Here is a 20,722-nt window from a genome sequence, read left to right as displayed (position 1 = left end):
AAAAAATTCGCTCCTCAACAAAGGCGACTTAATTAGTGAATCGGCAAGGTTAATCACTAGTTGAGTCGCCCTTTTTACATAAAAGTGAGCTGGAGGTAATGATGGAGGATCCACTAAACATTTTGCACACCGTTGGTTTTGATGCTTTATACCCGATTATTCGAGCGGAATTAACCTTGCGGACGGCTTTGGATACCCAACGCTTTCTTGAAGCAGTTGATCAGGTCCAGCAGGTCGTCCCTCAGTTGACTTGTCGCTACCAGTTAACGAACAACCAATTTGTTCCTTTGCCTGGTGGGCAAGAGCAAACGGTGCACCTGGTTAACCGGGTTGATGAGGAAGTGGCCCGCCAACTGGACTGGGAGCGGGGCCCCCAATGGCAACTGTACTTGAGCCCGGTTAAGTTGGTGATCTATATCAGTCATATCTTGACGGATGGAGCGGGCTTTAAAGAACTGCTTTATTTATTGGCGCAAGCGTACCGGGGAGAAGAAATTTCACATTTGGTTAACCATACTGACATTGCAGCGATTCGCCACTTGTTAACAACTCATCGATCGCAACTGAAGGAGAATGATGACCACCCAGCGCACCCGTTATCCTTGCCGGCTTTGGCAGGAACTGCGGTTGATTCACGGCGTTATGAGGTAATTCATACGAAGCTTTCCCAAGCTCAGTTCGCGCACTTGCATCAAACGGCAAAAGCAGCTGGTTTGACGATCAACGATGTAACGATGGCGGCCTTTGGTAAAGCGGTGCAACAGTTTTGCGAGACAGAGCAGCTAGCGTTAGCTTGTCCAACTGACATGCGTCAATATCTTGCGGCGCCAACCCAAGCGGAGCTGCGGGTGCAAAACTTAACGGGGCGGTATAATGTGCAAATTCCGGCACGACGGACGGCTTCGTTGTTTACGGTAGCTAGCCGGTTGCATACGCAAATGGTAAAGCAAAAGGCAGAATTAACATTTTTAGAATCTTTCCGGTCGATGCTTGCGCAGCTTGACCAAGGAGCCAGTTTAGCAGCTTTGCAGGCGCAAGTTGAAGCTAATTACCACGTGCGAGATATTGCATATACAAATTTAGCGATTATAGATCGACGCAAGCTTGATTTTGGGGCCGGAGAAATCGCAAACTGCTTCATTACCGGAGGGTTTCGGCAGATGCCTCGCTACCAAATTGCGGTTTCGTCGTTTGCGGGCGCGTTGACTTTGGCTGCGAATGTCATTGGTACACCGGTTGAAATTAAGTTGGCTCAAGCGGTGATGGAAATGATGAGATTAATGCTATTAACCTTTACTGAAAGGGGGGATTCATGAAATCGAAAGCACTGCACCTTTCAAAAAAACTTGGAATGAAGAACGGGAAAATGCTGATCAGGTTGACTGATCAATTTGAATAAATGCAATGTTGGCACTAGTTCACTGTTTTGCATAATTGGGGTGAGCTAGTGCAAGTGACTCAATGGTTAATTGGGAAGCCAGCGAGTCGAAGCGGGCTTTTAAAACCTTGAACCAGTTTTAAAAGCCACTCCTTCTGAATTAGTAACAACAAAACCAAACAAGCGGCTGATGGAACAGGAACCATCAGCCGCTTTGCTGTTAGTGTGAATTCAGTTTTTCTTGGGCTAGCAGTTCTTCAAAGCTTTCCTCAGGGTCTTTACTAAAATCTTTTTGAAGCTCAGCGGTGATAGCATTAATCTTGCTTTCAGAAACACCCTGAGCTTCTGATGTCACTGTCAGTTGCGGGATGGTTTTTTAACTTCCGGATCCCCTTCGATAAGACTTTTTTTACGAGCTTTGTAAAATACCAAGCGTTGGTCCACGAACTCTTTCATAGATCCGATTGAAACGAATCACGGGTTGACTAGCAACGACCAACTGATCATAGTATTTTTGCGCTTCGTCTTGGTGTTAAAAACGACCAGTGTCCGCAAAGTGCTGCCGGAAATTTCCCGGGAAATAAAAAGCGGCCCCGGCGCCTATGGAATGGTGCCGGGGCCGCTTGACTTAGCTTTGAATCCCTAGTTGAGCTTGCAAGGCCGGTAACTCAGCGGCCGTTGGGTAGGAGGTTTGGCTGCCCTTCCTCGTCACGGTTACCGCTGCGTAGGTGTTGGCGTGGTGGAGGGCGGTTGGGATGTCTTCGCCGTGGGTGTAATAGTAGGCAAAGGCCCCGATAAAGGAATCGCCGGCGCCAATCGAATCGACGGCCGGGACCTGGTAGGACGGAATCAACAGCTCTTGGTCCTTAGTAACCCACAAAGCACCGCGGGCCCCGATCGTGACAATCACGTTCTTGACCCCCTGAGCCACGAGTTCCTTGGCCGCCGTGGTGATTTCGGCCAGGGTTTCGACCGGCCGCTTGGTCAAGCGGCCCAGTTCGGTTTCGTTGGGCGCGTAAAATTCGCACTTGGTGACGTGGGCCAGATTTAAGTCGTCGTTGGCCGGGGCGGGGTTTAACAGGACTGGAACGCCGTATTGTTCCGCCAGGTCAATAGCCCGGTAGTTAGTTGCCAAGTCGATTTCTTGTTGTAAGACGATCAGTTTGGCGTTTTTAATCAGGGCGTGGTAATCATCCAGACTAGCCGGGGTCAATTCACTGTTGGCCCCTTGGACTACGATGATGCTATTCATATTGCCGTGAATGAAGCACGGCGCGACCCCGTTGGATTGGGTGCCGACACTGACCCCGCTGATGTCGATGCCGGTTTGTTTAAAGTGGGCGAGGTAGGCCTGGCCTAAGGAGTCGGCGCCGACCTTGGAAATCATCGCTACCTTGGCGCCTAATTTCGCGGCGGCCACGGCCTGGTTCGCCCCTTTGCCGCCAAAGGCCATGTGGAAGTTGGGGGCCGCTACGGTTTCGCCCAGTTGCGGCATCCGGTCAATTTCGGTGGTTAATTCCATCATGTTGGAGCCAATTACCAATACATCGTACATCATCGTGATCATTCCCTTCGTTTCCTCAGGTTGCACTGAGGTTCATCATTAGTGTTCAGACATTACTTTTCCAACCCGGTTTGGACGTGGAAGTGCTTTTCGGCTTGTGGTGGCAACATAATCAAGGTCCCGGCTTGCTTAGCGGCCAGGCGGCCTTCAGGTGTGGAGGTGCCGGGCAGGGCAAAGGCGTTGACTTGTTGGTCGCCGTTGTAGAGGATCCAACGGGTGACGATCGGCAAGTCGGCCGTTGGGTACTTGGTCAAGAAGGTGTGACCATCACCCAATTCAACCCGGAACTCGGCCGTGTCCGTATACTTGGACAAGTCATCGGAGAAAAAGACGATTTCGGGGTCGTAGTGGCTGGCGTCGTCGAGCTTGTCAATCAGCTTGCCACTGGCTTGCAGTTCATCGGTAAAGGCCGTCCATTCCGGCGTCGGGTGAACGTGGGCCGGGACAGAAGTCCGCAGCTGGAAGGCTTCATCGGGCACGTTGGCCGTCATCGTTGCGCCAGGAACGTAGGCGTAGCAGAGGTGACACATGTACTGCAGTGGCATCGGGGCCGCGTGCGACAGGTTTTTAACGTGCATGTCAAGATCGAATAGGCCGCTGTCAGCAAATATGGTGACCGACGGGGTAGCTAAATAATGATCCCCAAAGCCCTTGATGTATTCGTAGTCGCTTTGAACGGTCAGTTGGCCGTCTTCAATCAATAAGGCGGCATGATCCATGCGGGCGGTCGCGAATTCGCCGTGTTGGACGTGGTCATCCTCCGGACTCGGGTTTCCACTGGCCAGCAAGCCTGAATTGAATTCAAAGGCCCCGTAGGTATCGGCGATTTGCTGGCCGAAGCGCGGATAGGTGAAGCCGTCTTTTTCCTTGAGGTTGATCCCATCAAAGACAGCGTCCCAAATCATCAGCCCATAAAACGGCAAGACGGTCAGATAACCGCGGTGGTTGGTAAGCTTGAGGGCTTCTACCCCGGATGGATAAGTAAAGGTTTCGACCGTGAAATCCGCGTCTTGATACAGGGTAAAGGACGTGGGGTTAAACATGGCGTGGCTTAAGTTAAACTTCTTCATACAAAAAACTCCTTCGTAAATGTATCCGCTTTCATCATAAGCGCTACAAATTCAATTGTAAATAGCCAGTCATAAAAAGTAAAAGGGTTTATGAAGGTGCGATGCCTGCCAGAAATGGAAAGCGGTCCCAAAAGATTGTGAAAGTTAAGATTTGTAAGCGCTGCCCGGGATTGATCGGGTTAAATGTCCCGAAATGAAACAACTATGAAAACGCTTTGCGACCGGGGGTAGGGCACCTATACTTGTGATTGATAAGTGATCGCTTCAAGCGGAAGTTTATTAATAAAAAACAAGTCGGAGATTAAATCAATTAAGTAAGTCTGTTAAAGATCAATAGTAACTACAAAAAAATAAATTATCTAAAAATGGATAAACTTTGGTAAAACAGTTTACCAAAGCGATGAGCTGCCCCGAAAGTTACGAAAAGCGGCCAAAATGTGCAATGGTGAATTTGCAATCGTTTTCGGGCGATGGTAAATTAGCACCATCGCTGATATGTAAAACGTTTTAAATATCTCGACTGATTGGATCATTTGAAAAGTAGGAGATGGAGAGTATGTCAAACAAGGTTGCCGTTTTGGGAAGTATCAACGTTGATACGACCTACCACATGGAACGTTTCCCCGAACCAGGGGAAACGCTTGCTGCTAAGGATAAGAGTTCTGCTCCGGGGGGCAAGGGTGCCAACCAAGCCGTCGCAGCAGCGCGGTCCGGTTCGCAGACCTACTTTATTGGGATGGTCGGCACGGACGCGGAAGGGAAGTTCATGCGTGAAGCCTTGCAAGCCGACGGCATCGACACCAGCCACATTGGTAATGACTCCCACCACGGAACCGGGACGGCTTTGGTAACCTTGGATGCCAATGGCCAAAATGACATCATGGTCTACGGGGGCGCCAACCAAGCCATGACGACGGCTAACCTGAAGGACCTCGATGCCCTGATGGAAGAAGTCGACTTCTTGGTGACGCAATTTGAAACGCCGCAAGAAGTGGCCCTGGCGGCCTTCAAGACGGCCAAGGCCCACGACGTGATCACGGTCTTGAACCCGGCGCCGGCTAAGGAAATCTTGCCGGAACTGCTGGCCTACACCGATGTGATTGCGCCCAACGAAACGGAAAGTGCCCTCTTGTCCGGGATTGAAATCACGGATGAAGCATCATTGGTGCAAACGGCGCAAGCGTTCCAAGCCAAGGGCGTTACGACGACCTTGATCACGCTGGGATCCAAGGGGGCCTTCTTTGCCACCAAGGATGACCACGGCATCGTGCCAGCCTTCAAGGTGAAGGCAGTGGACACGACGGCGGCCGGGGACACCTTCTTAGGGGCCTTGATTTCCCAGCTCGATCCGACAATGACCAACCTGGCCGACGCGATCCGCTATGCCCAACGGGCGTCCAGCCTGACGGTCCAACGGATGGGAGCGATGCCATCGATTCCAACCGAAGCGGAAGTTACGGCGGCGTTGGCAAATGATTAATCAGAGATAGTGAGGATTTAAAAATGAAGAAGTCAGGAATTTTAAACTCAGAAGTTGCATCAGTCGTAGCCGACATGGGCCACATGGACTGGCTGTCCATTGGTGATGCCGGGATGCCGGTCCCAATGGAAACCAAGAAGATTGATCTGTGCGTGGAACAAGGGTTGCCAACCTTTATGCAAGTCTTGGAAAACGTCTTAACGGAAATGGCCGTCCAAAAGATCTACTTGGCCGAAGAAATCAAGGACCAAAACCCGACCCAATTGGCCAACATTAAGCAAGCCTTGCCAAACGTGGAAATTGAATTCATGCCACACAGCGACTTGAAGAAGAGTTTGGCCAAGACCCACGCCTTTATTCGGACCGGGGAAGCGACGCCTTACTCCAACATCATCCTTGAATCTGGTGTGACATTCTAGTGACCTTAGGAGGAAATTTTCCATCATGGATAGTTTGAAAAAGCAATCTTGGGTCCAGTTAGACAACGGGTACCTGAGCAAAACGCCAATTTGGCAATACGTCTTAGTTTCATTGATCTTCCCAATGTGGGGGATGGCTGCTTCCTTAAATGACATCTTGATCACCCAGTTCAAGACCGTCTTTACCTTGAGTGACACGGCGACGGCCTTTGTGCAATCGGCCTTTTACGGTGGGTACTTCTTGATTGCCTTGCCCGCGGCCTACATTATTCGGAAGAACACGTACAAGACTGCAATTATGACCGGTTTGACTTTCTTTATCATTGGTTGTGCGATGTTCTTCCCGGCTTCTCACATGGCAACTTACGGGATGTTCTTAGCCGCGATCTTCGTGATTGCCATCGGGCTGAGCTTCCTGGAAACGTCTTGTGACACCTACTCGACGATGATGGGACCCCAAGAATCCGCTAACCGGCGGATCAACATTTCCCAAACCCTGATTCCATTCGGGGACGCAATGGGGATCATCCTTGGGAAGTACTTGATCTTTAGTGGGCACAGCAACCTGGAAGCCGAAAGTGCCGGCTTGAGCGCCGCGCAAAAGGCGGCCTTTAATAAGGAAGTCTTGCTCTTGACCCTGAAGCCATACAAGTACATCCTCTTTGTCCTGTTGGTACTCTTAGTCTTAGTTGCCATTACCAAGATGCCATACGCTAAGGCCAAGACGGACCTGGCGGCTGCACAAGGTGGGGCCGGGGTTAAGCAACCATCCCTGGGTGAATCAATTAACTACTTGCTGCACAACACCCGCTTTATGAAGGCGGTGGGGGCGCAATTCCTCTACGTGGGGATCCAAACTTGTGTCTGGTCCTTTACGATCCGGCTGGCCTTGCGGATTATCCCAGGGATTACCGACCACGCGGCTACCAACTACATGATCATCTCCTACGGGGTTTGGTTCGTTGGGAAGCTTTGCGCTAACTGGCTGATGGAACGCTTCTCGATTACCAAGGTCATGATCTGGTACTGCCTGCTTGGAACGGTGGTCTTGATTTTGACGGCGACGATTCACTCCCCAATCGCTATCTGGGGGGCCGTAGCTACCAGCTTCTTCTTCGGGCCGGTTTACCCAACGATTTACGCGCACGGGTTAGACCAAGTGACCGAAAAGCAACACACCGAAACTGGTGGGGCCTTCATGGTCATGTCCTTAGTCGGTGGGGCCTTTGTCCCAGTGATCATGGGGCGGGTTTCCGACCTGAGTGGTTCGATGCAATTATCCTTCATCGTGCCTGCAATCGGCTTTGCTTTGATCCTGTGGTTCTTCCTGTCTGAACACAAGAAGGGTGCAGCCAAGGCCGCCTAAACAATCAACCTTAATCTACTAAAACAAACCATTCGGGTGGTGGGCATTCCCCGCCCCATAATGCACTAACAATCATTCTAGAAATACTCCGCTAGAATAACTACAATCCAATTCTGCGACCCTGCCCCAGTGGCGGGGTCGTTTGTATTTCCCGGGAAATATGGTAAAAGCGAAATTCATCCGGATTGATTTGCTATAATGGAAGAAAAAGGACGGGGATTTATTATGGATATTAAAAACAATTTATTGACCTTAGCCGATGGCAACCAAATGCCGCAAGAAGGGTTTGGTATCTACAAAATTACGGACCAAGCGGAATTGACCGGGGCGGTCCACGCTGCTTATGAAGCCGGCTACCGGCTGTTTGACACGGCCCAAATGTATCAAAATGAAGCCTTGCTCGGGCAGGCCTTAGCCGATTTAAACGTGGCCCGCGACAACTTCTTTATCGCTACCAAGGTGAACGAAGCTAACCAGGGGTATGAAACAACGATTGCTTCAGTGAAGGAATCGCTTAAGAAACTGCGGATGGATTACGTCGATTTATTGATGGTGCACTGGCCAATCCACACCCACTTTTTTGAAACCTGGCGGGCCTTTGAAGACTTGAAAAAGGCCGGGTTGACCCGGTCAATTGGGGTCAGCAACTACGGGATGATCCACTTGCAATACTTGGCGACCCAGGCCAACGAAATGCCGGTCGTCAACCAATTGGAATGCCACCCGTGGCTAAGCGAAAAGCCAATGCTTGAATTCAACCGGGCTCATCAGATTGTTACCCAGGCCTGGTCGCCACTTGGGCGGGGGCAGCTTTTGACCGAACCAGTCTTGCAACAAATCGCGGCGGCCCACGGCAAATCGAGTGCCCAGGTGATCTTGCGCTGGCACTTACAAAACGGCGTCGCAATCATTCCGAAGTCGACCCACGCCGCGCGGATCCAAGAGAACGCCGCAATCTATGATTTTGAATTGTCGCCCGCTGAGATGGCCCAAATTGATGGTTTGAATTGGAACCACCGGATCAGCAAGGAACCAGAAATGGTTTATGAATTTGGGGAACAGTACCCGTACACGCGTTAAGCGGTAGGCCGCCTGGCGAAGGGCGCCCTGGTACATAGGTTAGGGTAATCGGAGTAGCATTTGTTTTTATCGCGTGTTAGTATAATTAATAAACTAACTTAAACGGGGAGCATTGAAAAATGGCAGGAAATAAACGGGCGGGCTTGCGGCTGACCAACCGGCGGCGGGTCTTGCAAGAACTTTTTAATCATGAAGCGACGTCACGAGCGGAGATCGCGAGCCGTTTGAACCTTAACAAATCGACGGTTTCATCGTTGTACAATGAACTGCAGGCGGAGGGCTTTATTGAAGAACTGGGTAGTGGGGAGTCAACCAAAAGTGGCGGGCGCCGGCCCAATTTGATTCGCTTAAACCGCGAATACGGGTTTGTCGCCAGCTTTGAAATTGGCACCAGTCATCTGCGGGCGATGTTTAACTACTTAAACGGGGAAATTATCAGCTTCCGGGAGATTGATTTGCCCAAGCGGGATATTTTGGCGATTATGCAGCTGATTTCAGCGGAATTGGATCGGATGCTCAGTCACAACACGACCCTGCACGGTCTCTTGGCAATTGGCTTTTCGATTCACGGGGTGATCGTCGACAACCGGATTACCGACTCGCCCTTCATTGAGTTAGGCGGGATCGACCTGGAACAATACTACCAGGATAAGTATGCCGTGCCGGTGGTCTTGGCCAACGAAGCCAATATGGCAGCGGTGTTTGAACGCGACTTTGGGGCTTCGGATCGGTACGATAATTTGGTCACCATCAGCATTCACCGCGGGATTGGGGCTGGCATCATTGCGAACCAACGCTTGTACGCGGGCAACGAAGGCTTTGCCGGTGAAATTGGCCGGTCGCTGGTGGTGGAAGGCGACCACTTAGTCAAGGTCGAAGACGTGTGTTCTGAAGGGGCGGTCTTGTCTAAGGTCCAGCGAGTAAAACAACTGCCCAACATTTCAATCGCCAAGGTTGCTGAACTCTATCATCAAGGCGACCGCGAAACGGTGGCAATTGTCGATGAGATGGTGAACCAACTGGGCAAGGTTACCTATAACGCCATGATTAATTATGGCCCGCGGGCGGTGTACTTCAATGCGCCGATCATGGAAGCCATTCCGGAAATCTACCATGGCGTTAAGCAATGGGTCGCCAAGATGGTTTTGCCATCGCAGATTTCGCTAGCGATGATTCATGGTTCGAAGATGGCCTCATTGCTCGGGGCTGGCTCGGTGGCAATCCACGTTGTCTTGGGGATGATGGACTACTCGCTGATCCTCAAGTGGCCAAAGGAAGTTAAAAATGTTGAATAAGGCAAATCGCGGCGCGACCGAAAAGTGGTCGTGCCGCGATTTTTTAGGCGTGGGCCATGGTTTGCTCGTAGTAGCGTTGGGCTTGCTCAGGGGAGATATTTAGCATCTGGGCCAAATTGGTCACGATTTCTTGCGCGGACTGTCCTTGGGCGCTGAGGAATTTGATGATCCCAGTCGCACTCTTAGCTTGGCCTTGTTTTTCCCCTTGTTGAATCCCTTGTTCCCGACTTTGGTTCAACCGGTATTGTAAGTCTGCTTCAAACTTCACGTAGGCCCACTTCCTTTCCTTGTTGCCTTTGACTAATTCAATGGTCGTTTGGACGTCGTTGATAAAGCTATCTTCAGTATTGGGCCGCTTTTCCATAAAGTCAAGGAATGTGCGGATTTCACTAGCGTGCTCAAAGTGCTTGGCCTTGGAATTAAAGACGACAATTTTGCGACCGTCGCCCATTTCTTGTCGGCGGTCAAACAAGTTGACGTTGCCAAATTCGTAGCGCGCCGCTCCCTGGTCGTAGTAGTCAAAGGCACAGAACATGATCACGTAGGTCGGCCGCTTGGCCAGGGCGCGGTAGTCTTCCCCGGGGCGTAGCAGTTCCGTGTCCATCATGTCTTAGTAGTAGCGCAAGCGGTAGGGCAGGTTCTTTTGGTCGGCGATCTGCATTTCCACCGCAAAGTTACGTTGGCGGTTGTCACGGACGTAGACATCGTAGCGGACGGCGTGGGAAGTCAGGGTGCCGACAATGGTGTGCTGGCGTTCCACTAATTTCACTGTGTCAATCTTTAATTCCGGCAGGGCCCGGCGTAATAATTCCTGGCAGAGCCGCTCGTTTTCCATGACGGCGCCAAAGATCGGATCGTCCAAAATCGTCATTTGCTCCCACTTGGTCGCGTAATGCCGCTCGATTGGTGTTAAAAAATCGTTCATTTAGCTCCTCCTTACTTCTAATCAATCCCCCCATCTTATATATACGTTTTTTTGCGCAAATTGTTGCGGATAAATAATTTAATTTTTGCCCGGCTGAAACAGGTAGTCGTAGAGATTCCAATCGGTAATCGTTCGCCGGTCTTGTTGGGCGGCTTTGGGGCTAACCCCGGTCCACTGGTGAAAAACGCGGGAGAAGTGGGCTTGGTCGGCAAAATCATATTTGGCCGCGATTTCGCCAATTGCGAGGTCAGAGTCTAAGAGGTCTTCGATCGCGTAATTGATCCGGCACAATTGGCGGAACTGATTGATCGAAACGCCGACCTGCTTTTTAAAGCTGGTCCCCAAGTACTGGGTGGACAGGTCAACGGCCCGGGCTAAATCCGTGATGGTGACAGCAGTCGTGGGATCTTTCATCAGCCGCCAAAAAACTTTGCTGATCGGGGCGGTCATTTTCGCGGAGAGCAAGGTTTTGCAGCGGGTGGCCATATCGACGTCGATCCGTTCAATGGCGGCAAGGACTTCGTGTTGGCTCTGCAGGCGTTCAATATCGCGAACGTACTGGTCATTTAAAGAATAGGCCATTTCGTAATCCATCCCCACGGTGAAAAAGGCCCGCAAGTTGACCGAAACGGAAATAATCGCCCAGTTTTTGACGCTGCGCAATTCGTCATTTTCCGCTAAGACGCCGACCCGGCCGGAATTGAGGTTGTTCTTAAAAATCGTCGGTAAGGCAGCGATGTCCCCCTGGGCAATCGCCTTTTTGACCGCTCGTTCGTAATAGTAATTGACGTGGTTGGCGTCGGCGGTAAACTGAAGGTTGGTGAATTTGGCCCCAAAGGTATTGGCAAAGGAAGCGGCTTGAAAGGCAGCCTTGATCGTCGCCAGTGGCAGCGGGGTGGCGGCCAATTCCAACAAAGTCAGCACCTGGTAGCAAAATTGCTCAGTGGTGAGCGAAGCGGTGTTTAAAAAGCGGGGCAAGAAGAGGACTTGCCCGCGCTGGCCGATCAGTTGGCTGACGTCAGTAATGATCGTTGGCCCCAGCAAGATGATTTGGTCTTGGTGCTGAATCACACAGCTGTAGAGGGAAGAACTGTGGCGCAAGAAGCCCACCGGTTTCGTTGGCTGGGCCGTAATGATGGCTTGCATTGTGGCGGTGGAAAGACCGCCTTGCTTGAATTTTAAGGTCGATTCTCCCGCTGCTTGGCGCCAGATGCCCGCCGGTAAATTCAGGGCCTTGAGAAAGTTTTCAATTCGACTCATGGTAGCGCTACCCCTTTTTCGTTCAAAAAAAGTTTGATTGCTTCATTCAAATATGTTACCGCTTTCTTAAAATATAATCAAATGGTTGGTTCGAATAACCAACTAATTGTCACGTGACTGTTATTGAGGGTTGTTTTCTTAGAAAGGTGTGACAAAGAATGGAGACGCCAACTACTAAAAAGGTTGACGAATTCGCGAAGCTGTCATGGGGCGAGCGAATTGCTTATGGGGCTGGGGACCTGGCCCAAAACTTGATTTTCGGGACGATTGGGTCCATGTTGCTGTTCTATTTGACGACGGTCTTTGGAATCTCGGCGGCGGCCGGGGCGACCATTTTTCTGATTGTCCGGTGGGTTAACGTCTTTTGGGATCCGTGGATCGGGACGGTGGTTGATAAGAGCCACTTTAAGGCCGGCAAGTACAAGCCATTCTTGCTGTACTTTGGGATTCCGCTGACCCTGTGCAGTGCGATGCTGTTCTTGCCAATTCCGGCGGTCCGGGGGAGCGTCGTCTATGCCTTCGTTGCTTACTTGGCCACGGCCTTGATTTACTCTTTGGTTAACATTCCATACGGGTCCTTAAACGCTTCTTTGACCCGGGACAACGATGAAGTATCAACCTTGACGACGGTGCGGATGACGGAAGCCAACATTGGGAACCTGTTAGTGTACACGTTCTTGCCATTATTTGTTCAAATGGCTTCCCCTGCGAAGCAGTTAAAAGATATTGGGTTCTTTGGGATCAAGCTGAACTTGGGGAACTACGCTTCGCCTGAGGCGGCCGGCGCCTACTTCAAGGTTATGTCCATCTACATGGTGATCGGGTTTATCATGCTGATGTGCACTTACTTTGGGATTAAAGAACGGGTCTTGCCAACGGCCGAAGAAACTGATGCGGTTAAATTCTCCGACCTATGGAACGAGCTGCGGCGTAACAAACCGCTGCAGGTCTTAGGCTGGTTCTTCTTGATTGCCTTTACCTTCATGTTCTTCGGTAACACTTCTTGGGCCTTTTACATGCAATACAACATCGGGCACTCCGAATGGATGGCGTCAGTTAACCTGATTGGCTCGATTCCGGGGATCTTCTTGGTCTTCTTGTGGCCAATCGTGCGACGCAAATTCGGGAAGAAGAACTTCTTCTACCTGTTCTTGCTGATGTTTATCATCGGGACGCTCTTGCTTTGGATCTGGTCTTTCCCAGGTTTGAAGGATCAAATCTGGCTGGGCTACGTTGGTCGGTTTGTCATGCAATGGGGGATTACCGCGGCGACCGGCTACATGTGGTCATTGGTTCCAGAAGTCATCTCGTACGGCGAATACACTTCCCAAAAGCGGGTGGCTGGGATTATCAACGCTTTGATGGGGCTGTTCTTTAAGATTGGGTTGGCCCTTGGGGGGATCATCCCAGGTTACATCAACGCCTTTTGTCACTTTGACGGAACCAAAGCGACCCAATCAGCGGCGGCTTTGAACGGAATCACGATTTCTATGATCTGGTTGCCAATTGTTTTGGCCGTGGTAGCGATGTGGATCATGAGCAAGTACAGCTTGAGTGACACTGAAGTTGACCGGATCAACCACGAAATCGAAGCGCGGCGCAACCAGTAGCCCAAGTTAACGAAAGGAGAAAGCACAATGAAGCTTTATGTTGATGTCAACGCCCCGGTGAGCGGGGATGGGAGCGAAAAGCGCCCCTTTACCACGATTCAAGCGGCGGCCGATGTCGCGCAACCGGGCGACGTCGTCTTAGTGGCCCCCGGGGTGTACCGGGAAAATGTTAACCCCAAGCACGCCGGCACGGCGGCTGCCCGGATTGAATACCGCTCCGTCGAACCCTTCGGGGCAGTGATTACCGGGGCCGAACCGGTGACCGATTGGGAACCAGTGAGCGGTGATGTTTGGGTGACCCGGATTGATAACTCCTTGTTTGGGGATTACAACCCGTACACGACGCGCGTAGCCGGGGACTGGTTTGACGGCCGGACGGTGCACCACACCGGGGAAGTTTACTTAAACGACCAGGCCTTGTACGAAGTTACCAGCTTGGCAGCTGTGAAGGATCCCAAGCCGTATCTGCGCTCTTTTGAACCCGAAAAGACCCTGCTGACTTGGTATGCCGAACAAGATGCTGCGGCTGATCAAACGGTGATTTACGCAAACTTCCAAGGCGTCGATCCGACGACGGCCCAAGTGGAAATCAATGTCCGTAAGGAATGCTTCTTCCCGCAACAAGAAGGGATCGGCTACTTGACGGTCAGCGGCTTTGCGATTAACAAAGCTGCCACCCAATGGGCGCCGCCGACGGCCTTCCAAGACGGGATGATTGGGCCGCACTGGTCCAAGGGCTGGATCATCGAAGACTGTGACATCGCCAACTCCAAGTGTGTCGGGATTTCCTTAGGGAAGTACCTGCAACCCAACAACGATAACAAGTGGCTGAAGACCAAGCTCAAGGACGGAACTCAGACTGAACGGGAAGCCGTTCTGCAAGCTTCCTACGAAGGCTGGGACAAGGATCACATTGGTTCGCACGTGATTCGGCGCAACCACATCCACGATAACGGTCAAGCCGGGATCGTGGGTCACCTGGGCTGCATCTTCTCGGTGATTGAAGACAACGAAATTGACCGCAACAACATCCGCCAGAACCTGGGCGGGGCCGAAACCGGGGGGATCAAGCTCCACGCGGCCATCGATGTGATCATTAGGCGCAATCAAATCCACTTTAACAACCGGGGGATTTGGCTGGACTGGCAAGCCCAAGGGACGCGGGTTTCCCAAAACGTCTTCTACGACAACACCTTGCCGTTTGACTTTGAGGTCAACGAAGATACGCTCGACGGCCTGTTGATGGGGCTGGGGGAAGACTTGTGGGTCGAAGTTTCCCACGGGCCAACCCTGGTGGACAACAACTTGATGCTGTCAGATCGGTCGTTACGTTTGGCAGCCCAAGGGGTCGCGCTGGTTCACAACCTGATTGCCGGGAGTTTCTGTGCCGTTGGGCGGGGGACCAATAATAACTCGGTCAACGTCCCATCGGACCGCTACACCCCATACCACGTGCCTCACGGGACCCAAGTGGTTGGTTTCATGAGCTTCTTGCATGGGGATGACCGCTTCTACAACAATATCTTCGTGCAAAAGCCGCTGCGGGACAGCATCAAGGCTTTAGAAGCCCGCAAGGCGGATGAACCAGATGAATGGGACGACTACAACTTTAAGGTCGGCAGCCAAGTCTTCAACGATTACCCTGTCTACGAAGAATGGATCAAGCAATTTGAAGGCTACCAAAACATCTACGCGCCAAACAACGACCGTTACTATGGTCACCTGCCGGTTTACGAAGGCGGCAACGTCTACTTCGGTGGGGCCACGCCAAGTGTGCACGAGACCGATGCTTTGGTCGTAGACGGTCCCGTCGACGTGGCGGTGGAACAACGCGCTGATGGCCTGTACTTAAAGACGGACCTCTTTGAGCAGTTGCAAGCGCACCAAGGAATTATTACAACGGCGACGCTGGGTGAAGCCTTTGAACCAGAACAACGCTACGAAAACCCGGACGGGACACCAATTACCTTCGACCAAGACTACTTTGGTCACGCCCGGGTCGGGGTCAAGACGGTTGCCGGGCCATTTGCCAGTGCGTCGGAAGCGGGTCAAAAATTGATCTAAAAACCATCCTCCGCTAGTACTCCCTACTCAAACAAAACCAATACCAAAGGACCGGCTGTGGGCGCCGGTCCTTTTTGGTGAACAAAAAAATAAAATTGTTTCGCTATTTTTGACCCTAAAACGCGTATATATAAAGTAAGGGGGACGTTGGCCGTCAGCGGCGCGCATAAAAGGTTGCACCCGCCAGAGGTGTTAAAAGCGTGCCCTTTTGTCCGTGCCTGATTGCAAACGTGTTATCATAAATACGTGAAAGGAAATGTAGGTCAGTAACCATGGAAGTTAATTACTATCATGATCAGCACGGCAAAAGTGAAATTGGCGAATTTATCGTTAATGAGCGAGAATACCCCCGCTTCAATAAGCGGGGGATGAATCGCCCCTTCTAAAGCACGTAGTGCTTTTTCTTTTGCACTATGTTATATTAAGTGTAATTAAATAATATGGTTGTGATAACAGTGAAATTAGACCGTAATCAACATTCAGTATATCTTTTGAATTACCACCTTGTGATGGTAATTAAGTACCGTCGTAAGGTAATAAACGACGAAGTGTCGGAGTACCTTAAACACCAATTCGTACGCGTTGGTGAATTCTATGGCGTAACTCTACAAGAATGGAACCATGATGTCGATCACGTTCACGTCCTGTTCAGAGCGACACCGCATACTGAAATTGCCAAGTTTCTAAATGCCTATAAGTCGTCATCCTCACGGATGGTTAAGAAGAAGTTCCCAGAAATTACGCAATACCTTTGGAAATCAGCTTTCTGGACCCAAAGCTATTGCTTAATTAGCACTGGTGGCGCGCCGCTTGAAGTCGTTAAAAAATACATCGAAAATCAAGGGATAAAATAATGGTTCAAAAAGCCTATAAAATACGATTGTATCCGACACCGGACCAGCAGGTACTGTTGGCCCGTACTTTTGGATGCATGCGTTGGTTTTGGAATCAGATGCTTACCATGCATATTTCACGATATGTAAATAATCCAAAGGCTAAGTTCATTAACACTTTTGGCATGAATAATTTGCTAAAACGTTTGAAAGAAGAATATCCCTGGCTGAAAGATGTAGACTCTTCTGCTTTCCAATGTGTGAGCCGTGATTTAAACGATGCATACCAGCGATTCTTCAAAGGCCAGAATGAGCGGCCAAAGTTTAAAAAGCGGAAGTATGCGCAAAGTTACCGTACCAAGAGCGGCTCTATTAAGATCATCGACGACCACCATATTCAGTTACCAATCCTTAAACAAGTGTATTTTCGGGCTGGTCGACTGCCACAAGGGCGGATCATTAACGCTACTGTACGCATTAATAGCGCCGGGCAATACTATGCCTCGGTTTTAGTAGAAAGCGAAAACCAAGCCTTGCCTAAAACCGGGAAACAAGTTGGTGGTGATTTGGGCCTCAAGGCCCTGCTGAATCTGTCAGATGGCTATAAAGAACCAATTCACCACTATGAAGATAAGCTGGCAAGCAAGCTCCACTATTGGGAACGTCGTGCTGCTCGTCGTCGACGCGAAGCCAAAAAGGCAATTGCGTGGGATGAACACAATAAGGTTCCTGTTCCACGACAGTTAAGCGATTTCAAAAACTATCAAAAGGCTCGTGTCATGGTGGCTAAGTATAAGCAAAAGATCAAGAACCAACGTGAAGATCAACTGCATAAGCTAACTACAACTATGGTACGCAACTATGATGTGATTGTGTTAGAAAAGCTTAATGTCAAAGCCATGATGAAGAATCACAAGTTGGCAAGAGCCATTGGCAACGCTAGTTGGGCAAAGCTGGTCACCATGTTGTTGTATAAATGCGAATGGTACGATAAGCAACTAATCCAAATCGCTCCATACTACACTAGTCAGCTCTGTGCCCACTGTGGGAAAAACAACCATCGGTTGGGGCTTAATAAATCTGAATGGTTGAGTGTTCGCGAATGGGATTGCCCAAGTTGCGGTACCCACTTAGACCGCGATGTGAATGCAGCTCAAAATATTTTGGCTCGTGGGTTAGCCTAAAGTAATCCACATCCTAGAGGAAAGGCTCGGAACGCGCCGTCCCTCTCTAGGCCGTTAGGTCTAGCGATTAATAGTCGTAACCTCTGCACGAAATTCTTTTGAGAACGGTAGTGTAAGTATGCGATGTTCTCAGAATCTCCCACTTTAAGCGTTCAAACCGTTAGGTTTAGCTAAGTGGGAGAAGTTCAATGATCGTTTAGCGCATAGTAGTCAAAAGCAAGATGTCGCCGTCTTAAAAAAATTGGCGTATCAAATTGAATTGTTAAAGGGATTAGGAACTAATCTTGGGATGCCTCAGGCGAAGTTTCTGAAGGGTTACCGTCACAAATTGTGGGAATTACGGCCACTTCCAGAGCGGGTCTTTTATACCACTTGGGACGGTAAAGCGTTCTTATTGGTAAGCCACTACACTAAAAAAACAAAATAAAACTGATCCACGGCAAATTGAGCGGGCGCTGAATTTAATTGATGATTGGGAAAGGAGACACCGAAATGGGTGATTGGGAAAAGAGTAAAAACAGCATTACTAGTATTTCTAAAGAGGAACTTTCGGTAATTGACACTTTAGCCGCCTTACATGTGCAGCGCATTAAAAGTGGCCTAACCCAACGCGAACTGGCAGAGCGGATTGGGATGAGTCAATCGCAATTAGCCAAAATCGAACGCTTAGATTCAGTTCCGTCATTGGAAACATTAAATCGTTATGCTTCCGGTTTAGGGATGAGGGTGACCTTAAATTTAACGCCACTGAAACCGGCGCTCGAAGGATGAAATTAAGGTTGCGGAGAAGTCCGGGACATGCAACGGGGCAGTAAATTTAGTAGTAGGAGCGTACGGTCAGAGCTTTCCGATTCTGACCGTGTTTTTTAGAGTAAGCTTTTAACGAGGGAGGAAAAATAATGCCGAGCGCACAAGCCATTTTACAAACCGTCTTTGGTTATGAGCAATTTCGCCCGGGCCAAGCCCAAGTGATCCAGCAGGTCTTAAACCACCAAAATACCCTGGCGGTGATGCCAACGGGGGGCGGGAAGTCGCTTTGCTACCAAATTCCGGCCTTGTTAAATAAGGGGGTAACGCTGGTGGTGTCGCCGCTGCTAGCGCTGATGAAGGATCAAGTCGATGCCTTGCGCCAAAACGGGATTCCGGCCGCGGCAATCAATTCAACGATTCCCAAAGAAGAGGTCAACCCGATCTTGCGCCAGGCGTATGAGGGCAAGCTCAAGCTCCTGTACGTAACCCCGGAGCGCTTAGCGATGGAATTCTTTCAATATCAGCTGACCTTTTTGCCCATTGATTTGATTGCCATCGATGAAGCCCACTGTATTTCCCAGTGGGGGCATGATTTTCGCCCGGCTTACCGGCAGCTGCAAGCAGCGATCGAAAAGCTGCCGACCCACCCGACAGTTTTGGCTTTAACCGCCACTGCGACCCCGCCGGTCCGCCAAGACATTGGCGAACAGCTGGCAATTCCGGCGGCCAACTTCGTGATTACCAGCTTCACCCGGGACAATTTAGCCTTTAAGGTCGTCCACCCGCAGGTCCCGGACCGTCAATACATCGTCCAGTACTTGCAGGCCCACGCCGGCGAAGCGGGAATCATCTACGCCAATACCCGCAAAAAAGTGGAAAGCTTGGCTGAATATTTACAGGACCAGGGCTTTGACGTGGCGGCCTACCACGCGGGGATGGCGCCCGAAGACCGGGCGGCGGTCCAAGACGCCTTTTTAGCTGACCAATTGCCCTTAATTGTGGCGACCAACGCCTTTGGGATGGGGATCGATAAAAGCAACGTCCGCTTTGTCCTCCACGCCACCAGTGCCGAAAATTTGGAGTCCTACTACCAAGAAGCCGGTCGGGCCGGTCGGGATGGCCTCCCCAGTGAAGCGGTAATGCTCTATCACCCCAATGATCTCCAGCAGTACCGCTGGTTTTTGGATCAATCTGACGCCGATGAAGCTTACCGGGAGGTGCAATACGCCAAACTGCAAGCTGTCACCAGCTACGCTAATACCCCCCAGTGTCTTCAACAGAACCTGGTTGCCTACTTTGGCCAGGAATGCCCACCGTGTGGGCGGTGCAGCAATTGCCTCGACGAGCGCGAAGTTGAAGATGTGACGGCGGCCGCCCGGGTGCTGATTACCGTGGTCGATGAATTGCACGGCCGCTTCGGGAAAGCCCTGGTCGCCCAGATTGCGACGGGGTCAACCAACCAGCGGGTGCGCGAGGTAGAAGGCGATCAATTGCCCCATTACAATCAATTAACGGACTATTCGCAAGCCCAGGCCAACCGCTTAATTGACTACCTGGTGGCGACGGGGTACTTAATGTTAGAGGGGGGCCAGTTCCCCGTCGTGAAGGTCACCCCGACCGGCCGGGCCGTTTTACACGGGCAAGCGACCGTCCAACGGCGGGTGGAACCACGGCCGGTGAAAAAAGCGGCCGCAGTCCCAGTCGAAACGCCAGAACAAGCGGCCCTGTTTGAACGGCTGCGCCAAAAGCGGCGGGAATTGGCGGACGAACAAGGGGTTCCGGCCTTTGTCATTTTTTCGGATCGGACCTTGCATGACATGGCCCGTTTGCAACCGCAGACCCCGGCTGAATTCCTGCAGGTCAGCGGGGTTGGCCAAGTGAAATTACGTCAGTACGGTGACGTGATGATCGCCGTGGTGGCACAGTATTTGCGCGGAGATGAATAAAACAAACGGTGATGACCAGCAATGCTTGGTCGTCACCGTTTTGGTTAGTTTAATGATGTTTGGCCGGAAATCCCGTGACTTTAGTCATGGAATGGATAGGCCCCTTTAGCGCCCGTTAGGGCGTTTTTTAGTTTCGTTGTATTTTTGATTGTTGATGTATTGCTCGACAACTTCCTTGCTCATATTGCCTAACGTGCTCATGTAGTAGCTTGGCGACCATAGATGACCACCCCAGTATTGGGATTGTCTGATTTCTGGATGTCTCCTGAGGAAGATAAAAGCACTTCTACCTTTCAGGGCCTTGATAGCACTGGTTGGCGCTTTGCTAGGTGGAAAACTAATCAGTACGTGTACGTGATCGGGCATGACTTCCATTTTCTCAATCACAATGTCATTGTCGTCAGCCACCAATTGTAGAATAGACTTCATTTTGTTTGATAATTGTTCAGTCACGAATTAAGCAATTGGAACTTCGCCAAAATGCTAAACAAATGTCGA

At 50.6% G+C, this 20,722-nt stretch carries 18 protein-coding genes and 1 pseudogene; 13 read left to right on the top strand and 6 right to left on the bottom strand.

Going from position 1 to position 20,722, the window contains the following annotated elements; all coding sequences use genetic code 11:
• Positions 1-98: 98 nt before the first annotated feature.
• The gene (locus FC43_RS09140) at positions 99-1,316 is read left to right on the top strand and encodes a phthiocerol/phthiodiolone dimycocerosyl transferase family protein (RefSeq protein ID WP_156648378.1); all 1,218 of its coding nucleotides are present in this window, start codon (positions 99-101) and stop codon (positions 1,314-1,316) included.
• A 690-nt stretch (positions 1,317-2,006) separates the two neighbouring features.
• Here FC43_RS09140 and rbsK (FC43_RS09135) read toward each other — a convergent pair.
• Both rbsK (FC43_RS09135) and FC43_RS09130 read right to left on the bottom strand, forming a co-directional pair.
• Positions 2,007-2,936: a ribokinase gene (rbsK, locus tag FC43_RS09135; RefSeq protein ID WP_056955461.1), complete on the bottom strand. Its 930-nt coding sequence runs from the start codon at positions 2,934-2,936 to the stop codon at positions 2,007-2,009.
• Between the two features lie 59 nt (positions 2,937-2,995).
• Complete coding sequence (locus tag FC43_RS09130; RefSeq protein WP_056955439.1) at positions 2,996-4,012, bottom strand: aldose 1-epimerase family protein; 1,017 nt, start codon at positions 4,010-4,012, stop codon at positions 2,996-2,998.
• 556 nt (positions 4,013-4,568) lie between these two features.
• Between FC43_RS09130 and rbsK (FC43_RS09125) the strand changes: the two genes are divergently transcribed.
• From rbsK (FC43_RS09125) to FC43_RS09105, 5 genes are all read left to right on the top strand, one after another.
• Positions 4,569-5,492, top strand: a complete 924-nt coding sequence (gene rbsK, locus FC43_RS09125) for a ribokinase (protein WP_056955438.1) — start codon at positions 4,569-4,571, stop codon at positions 5,490-5,492.
• A 23-nt stretch (positions 5,493-5,515) separates the two neighbouring features.
• Positions 5,516-5,911, top strand: a complete 396-nt coding sequence (gene rbsD / locus FC43_RS09120) for a D-ribose pyranase (protein ID WP_019206576.1) — start codon at positions 5,516-5,518, stop codon at positions 5,909-5,911.
• Between the two features lie 25 nt (positions 5,912-5,936).
• Positions 5,937-7,277, top strand: coding sequence for an L-fucose:H+ symporter permease (fucP, locus tag FC43_RS09115; RefSeq protein ID WP_019206577.1), 1,341 nt, complete (start codon positions 5,937-5,939; stop codon positions 7,275-7,277).
• A gap of 225 nt (positions 7,278-7,502) precedes the next feature.
• The gene (locus FC43_RS09110) at positions 7,503-8,357 is read left to right on the top strand and encodes an aldo/keto reductase (protein ID WP_056955437.1); all 855 of its coding nucleotides are present in this window, start codon (positions 7,503-7,505) and stop codon (positions 8,355-8,357) included.
• Positions 8,358-8,476: 119 nt separating this feature from the next.
• Positions 8,477-9,652 carry an ROK family transcriptional regulator gene (locus tag FC43_RS09105; RefSeq protein ID WP_056955436.1) on the top strand — a complete coding sequence of 392 codons (1,176 nt, stop codon included), beginning with the start codon at positions 8,477-8,479 and terminating at the stop codon, positions 9,650-9,652.
• Positions 9,653-9,695: 43 nt separating this feature from the next.
• On the opposite strand, the gene FC43_RS09100 is transcribed toward FC43_RS09105, so the two are convergent.
• The 3 genes from FC43_RS09100 to FC43_RS09090 all read right to left on the bottom strand — a co-directional run bounded on the left by FC43_RS09100 (position 9,696) and on the right by FC43_RS09090 (position 11,837).
• Positions 9,696-10,256 (bottom strand): hypothetical protein, encoded by a 561-nt coding sequence (locus FC43_RS09100; protein ID WP_156648377.1) that lies wholly within the window; start codon positions 10,254-10,256, stop codon positions 9,696-9,698.
• A gap of 6 nt (positions 10,257-10,262) precedes the next feature.
• Positions 10,263-10,577 (bottom strand): PD-(D/E)XK nuclease family transposase, encoded by a 315-nt coding sequence (locus tag FC43_RS09095; RefSeq protein WP_056955434.1) that lies wholly within the window; start codon positions 10,575-10,577, stop codon positions 10,263-10,265.
• A 78-nt stretch (positions 10,578-10,655) separates the two neighbouring features.
• A complete protein-coding gene (locus FC43_RS09090) occupies positions 10,656-11,837 on the bottom strand; it encodes a helix-turn-helix domain-containing protein (RefSeq protein WP_056955433.1) in 1,182 nt (393 codons plus the stop codon).
• A 158-nt stretch (positions 11,838-11,995) separates the two neighbouring features.
• Here FC43_RS09090 and FC43_RS09085 point away from each other — a divergent pair, with 158 nt between their 5' ends.
• From FC43_RS09085 to recQ, 7 genes are all read left to right on the top strand, one after another.
• Positions 11,996-13,447, top strand: a complete 1,452-nt coding sequence (locus tag FC43_RS09085; protein WP_056955432.1) for an MFS transporter — start codon at positions 11,996-11,998, stop codon at positions 13,445-13,447.
• Positions 13,448-13,474: 27 nt separating this feature from the next.
• Positions 13,475-15,511, top strand: a complete 2,037-nt coding sequence (locus tag FC43_RS09080) for a right-handed parallel beta-helix repeat-containing protein (RefSeq protein ID WP_019206583.1) — start codon at positions 13,475-13,477, stop codon at positions 15,509-15,511.
• 455 nt (positions 15,512-15,966) lie between these two features.
• Positions 15,967-16,365, top strand: coding sequence for an IS200/IS605 family transposase (gene tnpA / locus FC43_RS09075; protein ID WP_040470070.1), 399 nt, complete (start codon positions 15,967-15,969; stop codon positions 16,363-16,365).
• Positions 16,365-17,528 (top strand): RNA-guided endonuclease TnpB family protein, encoded by a 1,164-nt coding sequence (locus FC43_RS09070; RefSeq protein WP_019206586.1) that lies wholly within the window; start codon positions 16,365-16,367, stop codon positions 17,526-17,528. The genes tnpA (FC43_RS09075) and FC43_RS09070 overlap by 1 nt, the downstream gene beginning before the upstream one ends.
• 241 nt (positions 17,529-17,769) lie before the next feature.
• Positions 17,770-17,955 (top strand): type II toxin-antitoxin system RelE/ParE family toxin, encoded by a 186-nt coding sequence (locus FC43_RS11450; RefSeq protein ID WP_338086426.1) that lies wholly within the window; start codon positions 17,770-17,772, stop codon positions 17,953-17,955.
• 65 nt (positions 17,956-18,020) lie between these two features.
• On the top strand, positions 18,021-18,299 hold the full coding sequence (locus FC43_RS09065) for a helix-turn-helix domain-containing protein (protein ID WP_019206587.1): 279 nt from the start codon (positions 18,021-18,023) through the stop codon (positions 18,297-18,299).
• A gap of 128 nt (positions 18,300-18,427) precedes the next feature.
• Positions 18,428-20,224 carry a DNA helicase RecQ gene (recQ, locus tag FC43_RS09060; RefSeq protein WP_019206588.1) on the top strand — a complete coding sequence of 599 codons (1,797 nt, stop codon included), beginning with the start codon at positions 18,428-18,430 and terminating at the stop codon, positions 20,222-20,224.
• A 105-nt stretch (positions 20,225-20,329) separates the two neighbouring features.
• Here the strand turns inward: recQ and tnpA (FC43_RS09055) are convergent.
• A pseudogene (tnpA, locus tag FC43_RS09055) lies at positions 20,330-20,632 on the bottom strand (IS200/IS605 family transposase); the annotation flags it as partial.
• Between the last annotated feature and the right edge of the window lie 90 nt (positions 20,633-20,722).

The sequence above is a fragment of the Limosilactobacillus ingluviei DSM 15946 genome (assembly GCF_001435775.1).
Taxonomy (GTDB): domain Bacteria; phylum Bacillota; class Bacilli; order Lactobacillales; family Lactobacillaceae; genus Limosilactobacillus; species Limosilactobacillus ingluviei.
The sequence above is the reverse complement of the archived record's forward strand: the minus strand, read 5'-3'. Positions and strand labels throughout refer to the sequence as shown.

What these genes read in the sequence shown, in the direction of transcription:
- fucP (WP_019206577.1), top strand. Translation starts at nt 5,937, where the DNA reads ATGGATAGTTTGAAAAAGCAATCTTGGGTCCAGTTAGACAACGGGTAC.
- rbsD (WP_019206576.1), top strand. Translation starts at nt 5,516, where the DNA reads ATGAAGAAGTCAGGAATTTTAAACTCAGAAGTTGCATCAGTCGTAGCC.
- FC43_RS09085 (WP_056955432.1), top strand. Translation starts at nt 11,996, where the DNA reads ATGGAGACGCCAACTACTAAAAAGGTTGACGAATTCGCGAAGCTGTCA.
- FC43_RS09090 (WP_056955433.1), bottom strand. Translation starts at nt 11,837, where the DNA reads ATGAGTCGAATTGAAAACTTTCTCAAGGCCCTGAATTTACCGGCGGGC.
- rbsK (WP_056955461.1), bottom strand. Translation starts at nt 2,936, where the DNA reads ATGATGTACGATGTATTGGTAATTGGCTCCAACATGATGGAATTAACC.
- FC43_RS09095 (WP_056955434.1), bottom strand. Translation starts at nt 10,577, where the DNA reads ATGAACGATTTTTTAACACCAATCGAGCGGCATTACGCGACCAAGTGG.
- rbsK (WP_056955438.1), top strand. Translation starts at nt 4,569, where the DNA reads ATGTCAAACAAGGTTGCCGTTTTGGGAAGTATCAACGTTGATACGACC.
- FC43_RS09130 (WP_056955439.1), bottom strand. Translation starts at nt 4,012, where the DNA reads ATGAAGAAGTTTAACTTAAGCCACGCCATGTTTAACCCCACGTCCTTT.
- recQ (WP_019206588.1), top strand. Translation starts at nt 18,428, where the DNA reads ATGCCGAGCGCACAAGCCATTTTACAAACCGTCTTTGGTTATGAGCAA.
- FC43_RS09065 (WP_019206587.1), top strand. Translation starts at nt 18,021, where the DNA reads ATGGGTGATTGGGAAAAGAGTAAAAACAGCATTACTAGTATTTCTAAA.
- FC43_RS09100 (WP_156648377.1), bottom strand. Translation starts at nt 10,256, where the DNA reads ATGGACACGGAACTGCTACGCCCCGGGGAAGACTACCGCGCCCTGGCC.
- FC43_RS09140 (WP_156648378.1), top strand. Translation starts at nt 99, where the DNA reads ATGATGGAGGATCCACTAAACATTTTGCACACCGTTGGTTTTGATGCT.
- FC43_RS09070 (WP_019206586.1), top strand. Translation starts at nt 16,365, where the DNA reads ATGGTTCAAAAAGCCTATAAAATACGATTGTATCCGACACCGGACCAG.
- FC43_RS09105 (WP_056955436.1), top strand. Translation starts at nt 8,477, where the DNA reads ATGGCAGGAAATAAACGGGCGGGCTTGCGGCTGACCAACCGGCGGCGG.
- FC43_RS09080 (WP_019206583.1), top strand. Translation starts at nt 13,475, where the DNA reads ATGAAGCTTTATGTTGATGTCAACGCCCCGGTGAGCGGGGATGGGAGC.
- FC43_RS09110 (WP_056955437.1), top strand. Translation starts at nt 7,503, where the DNA reads ATGGATATTAAAAACAATTTATTGACCTTAGCCGATGGCAACCAAATG.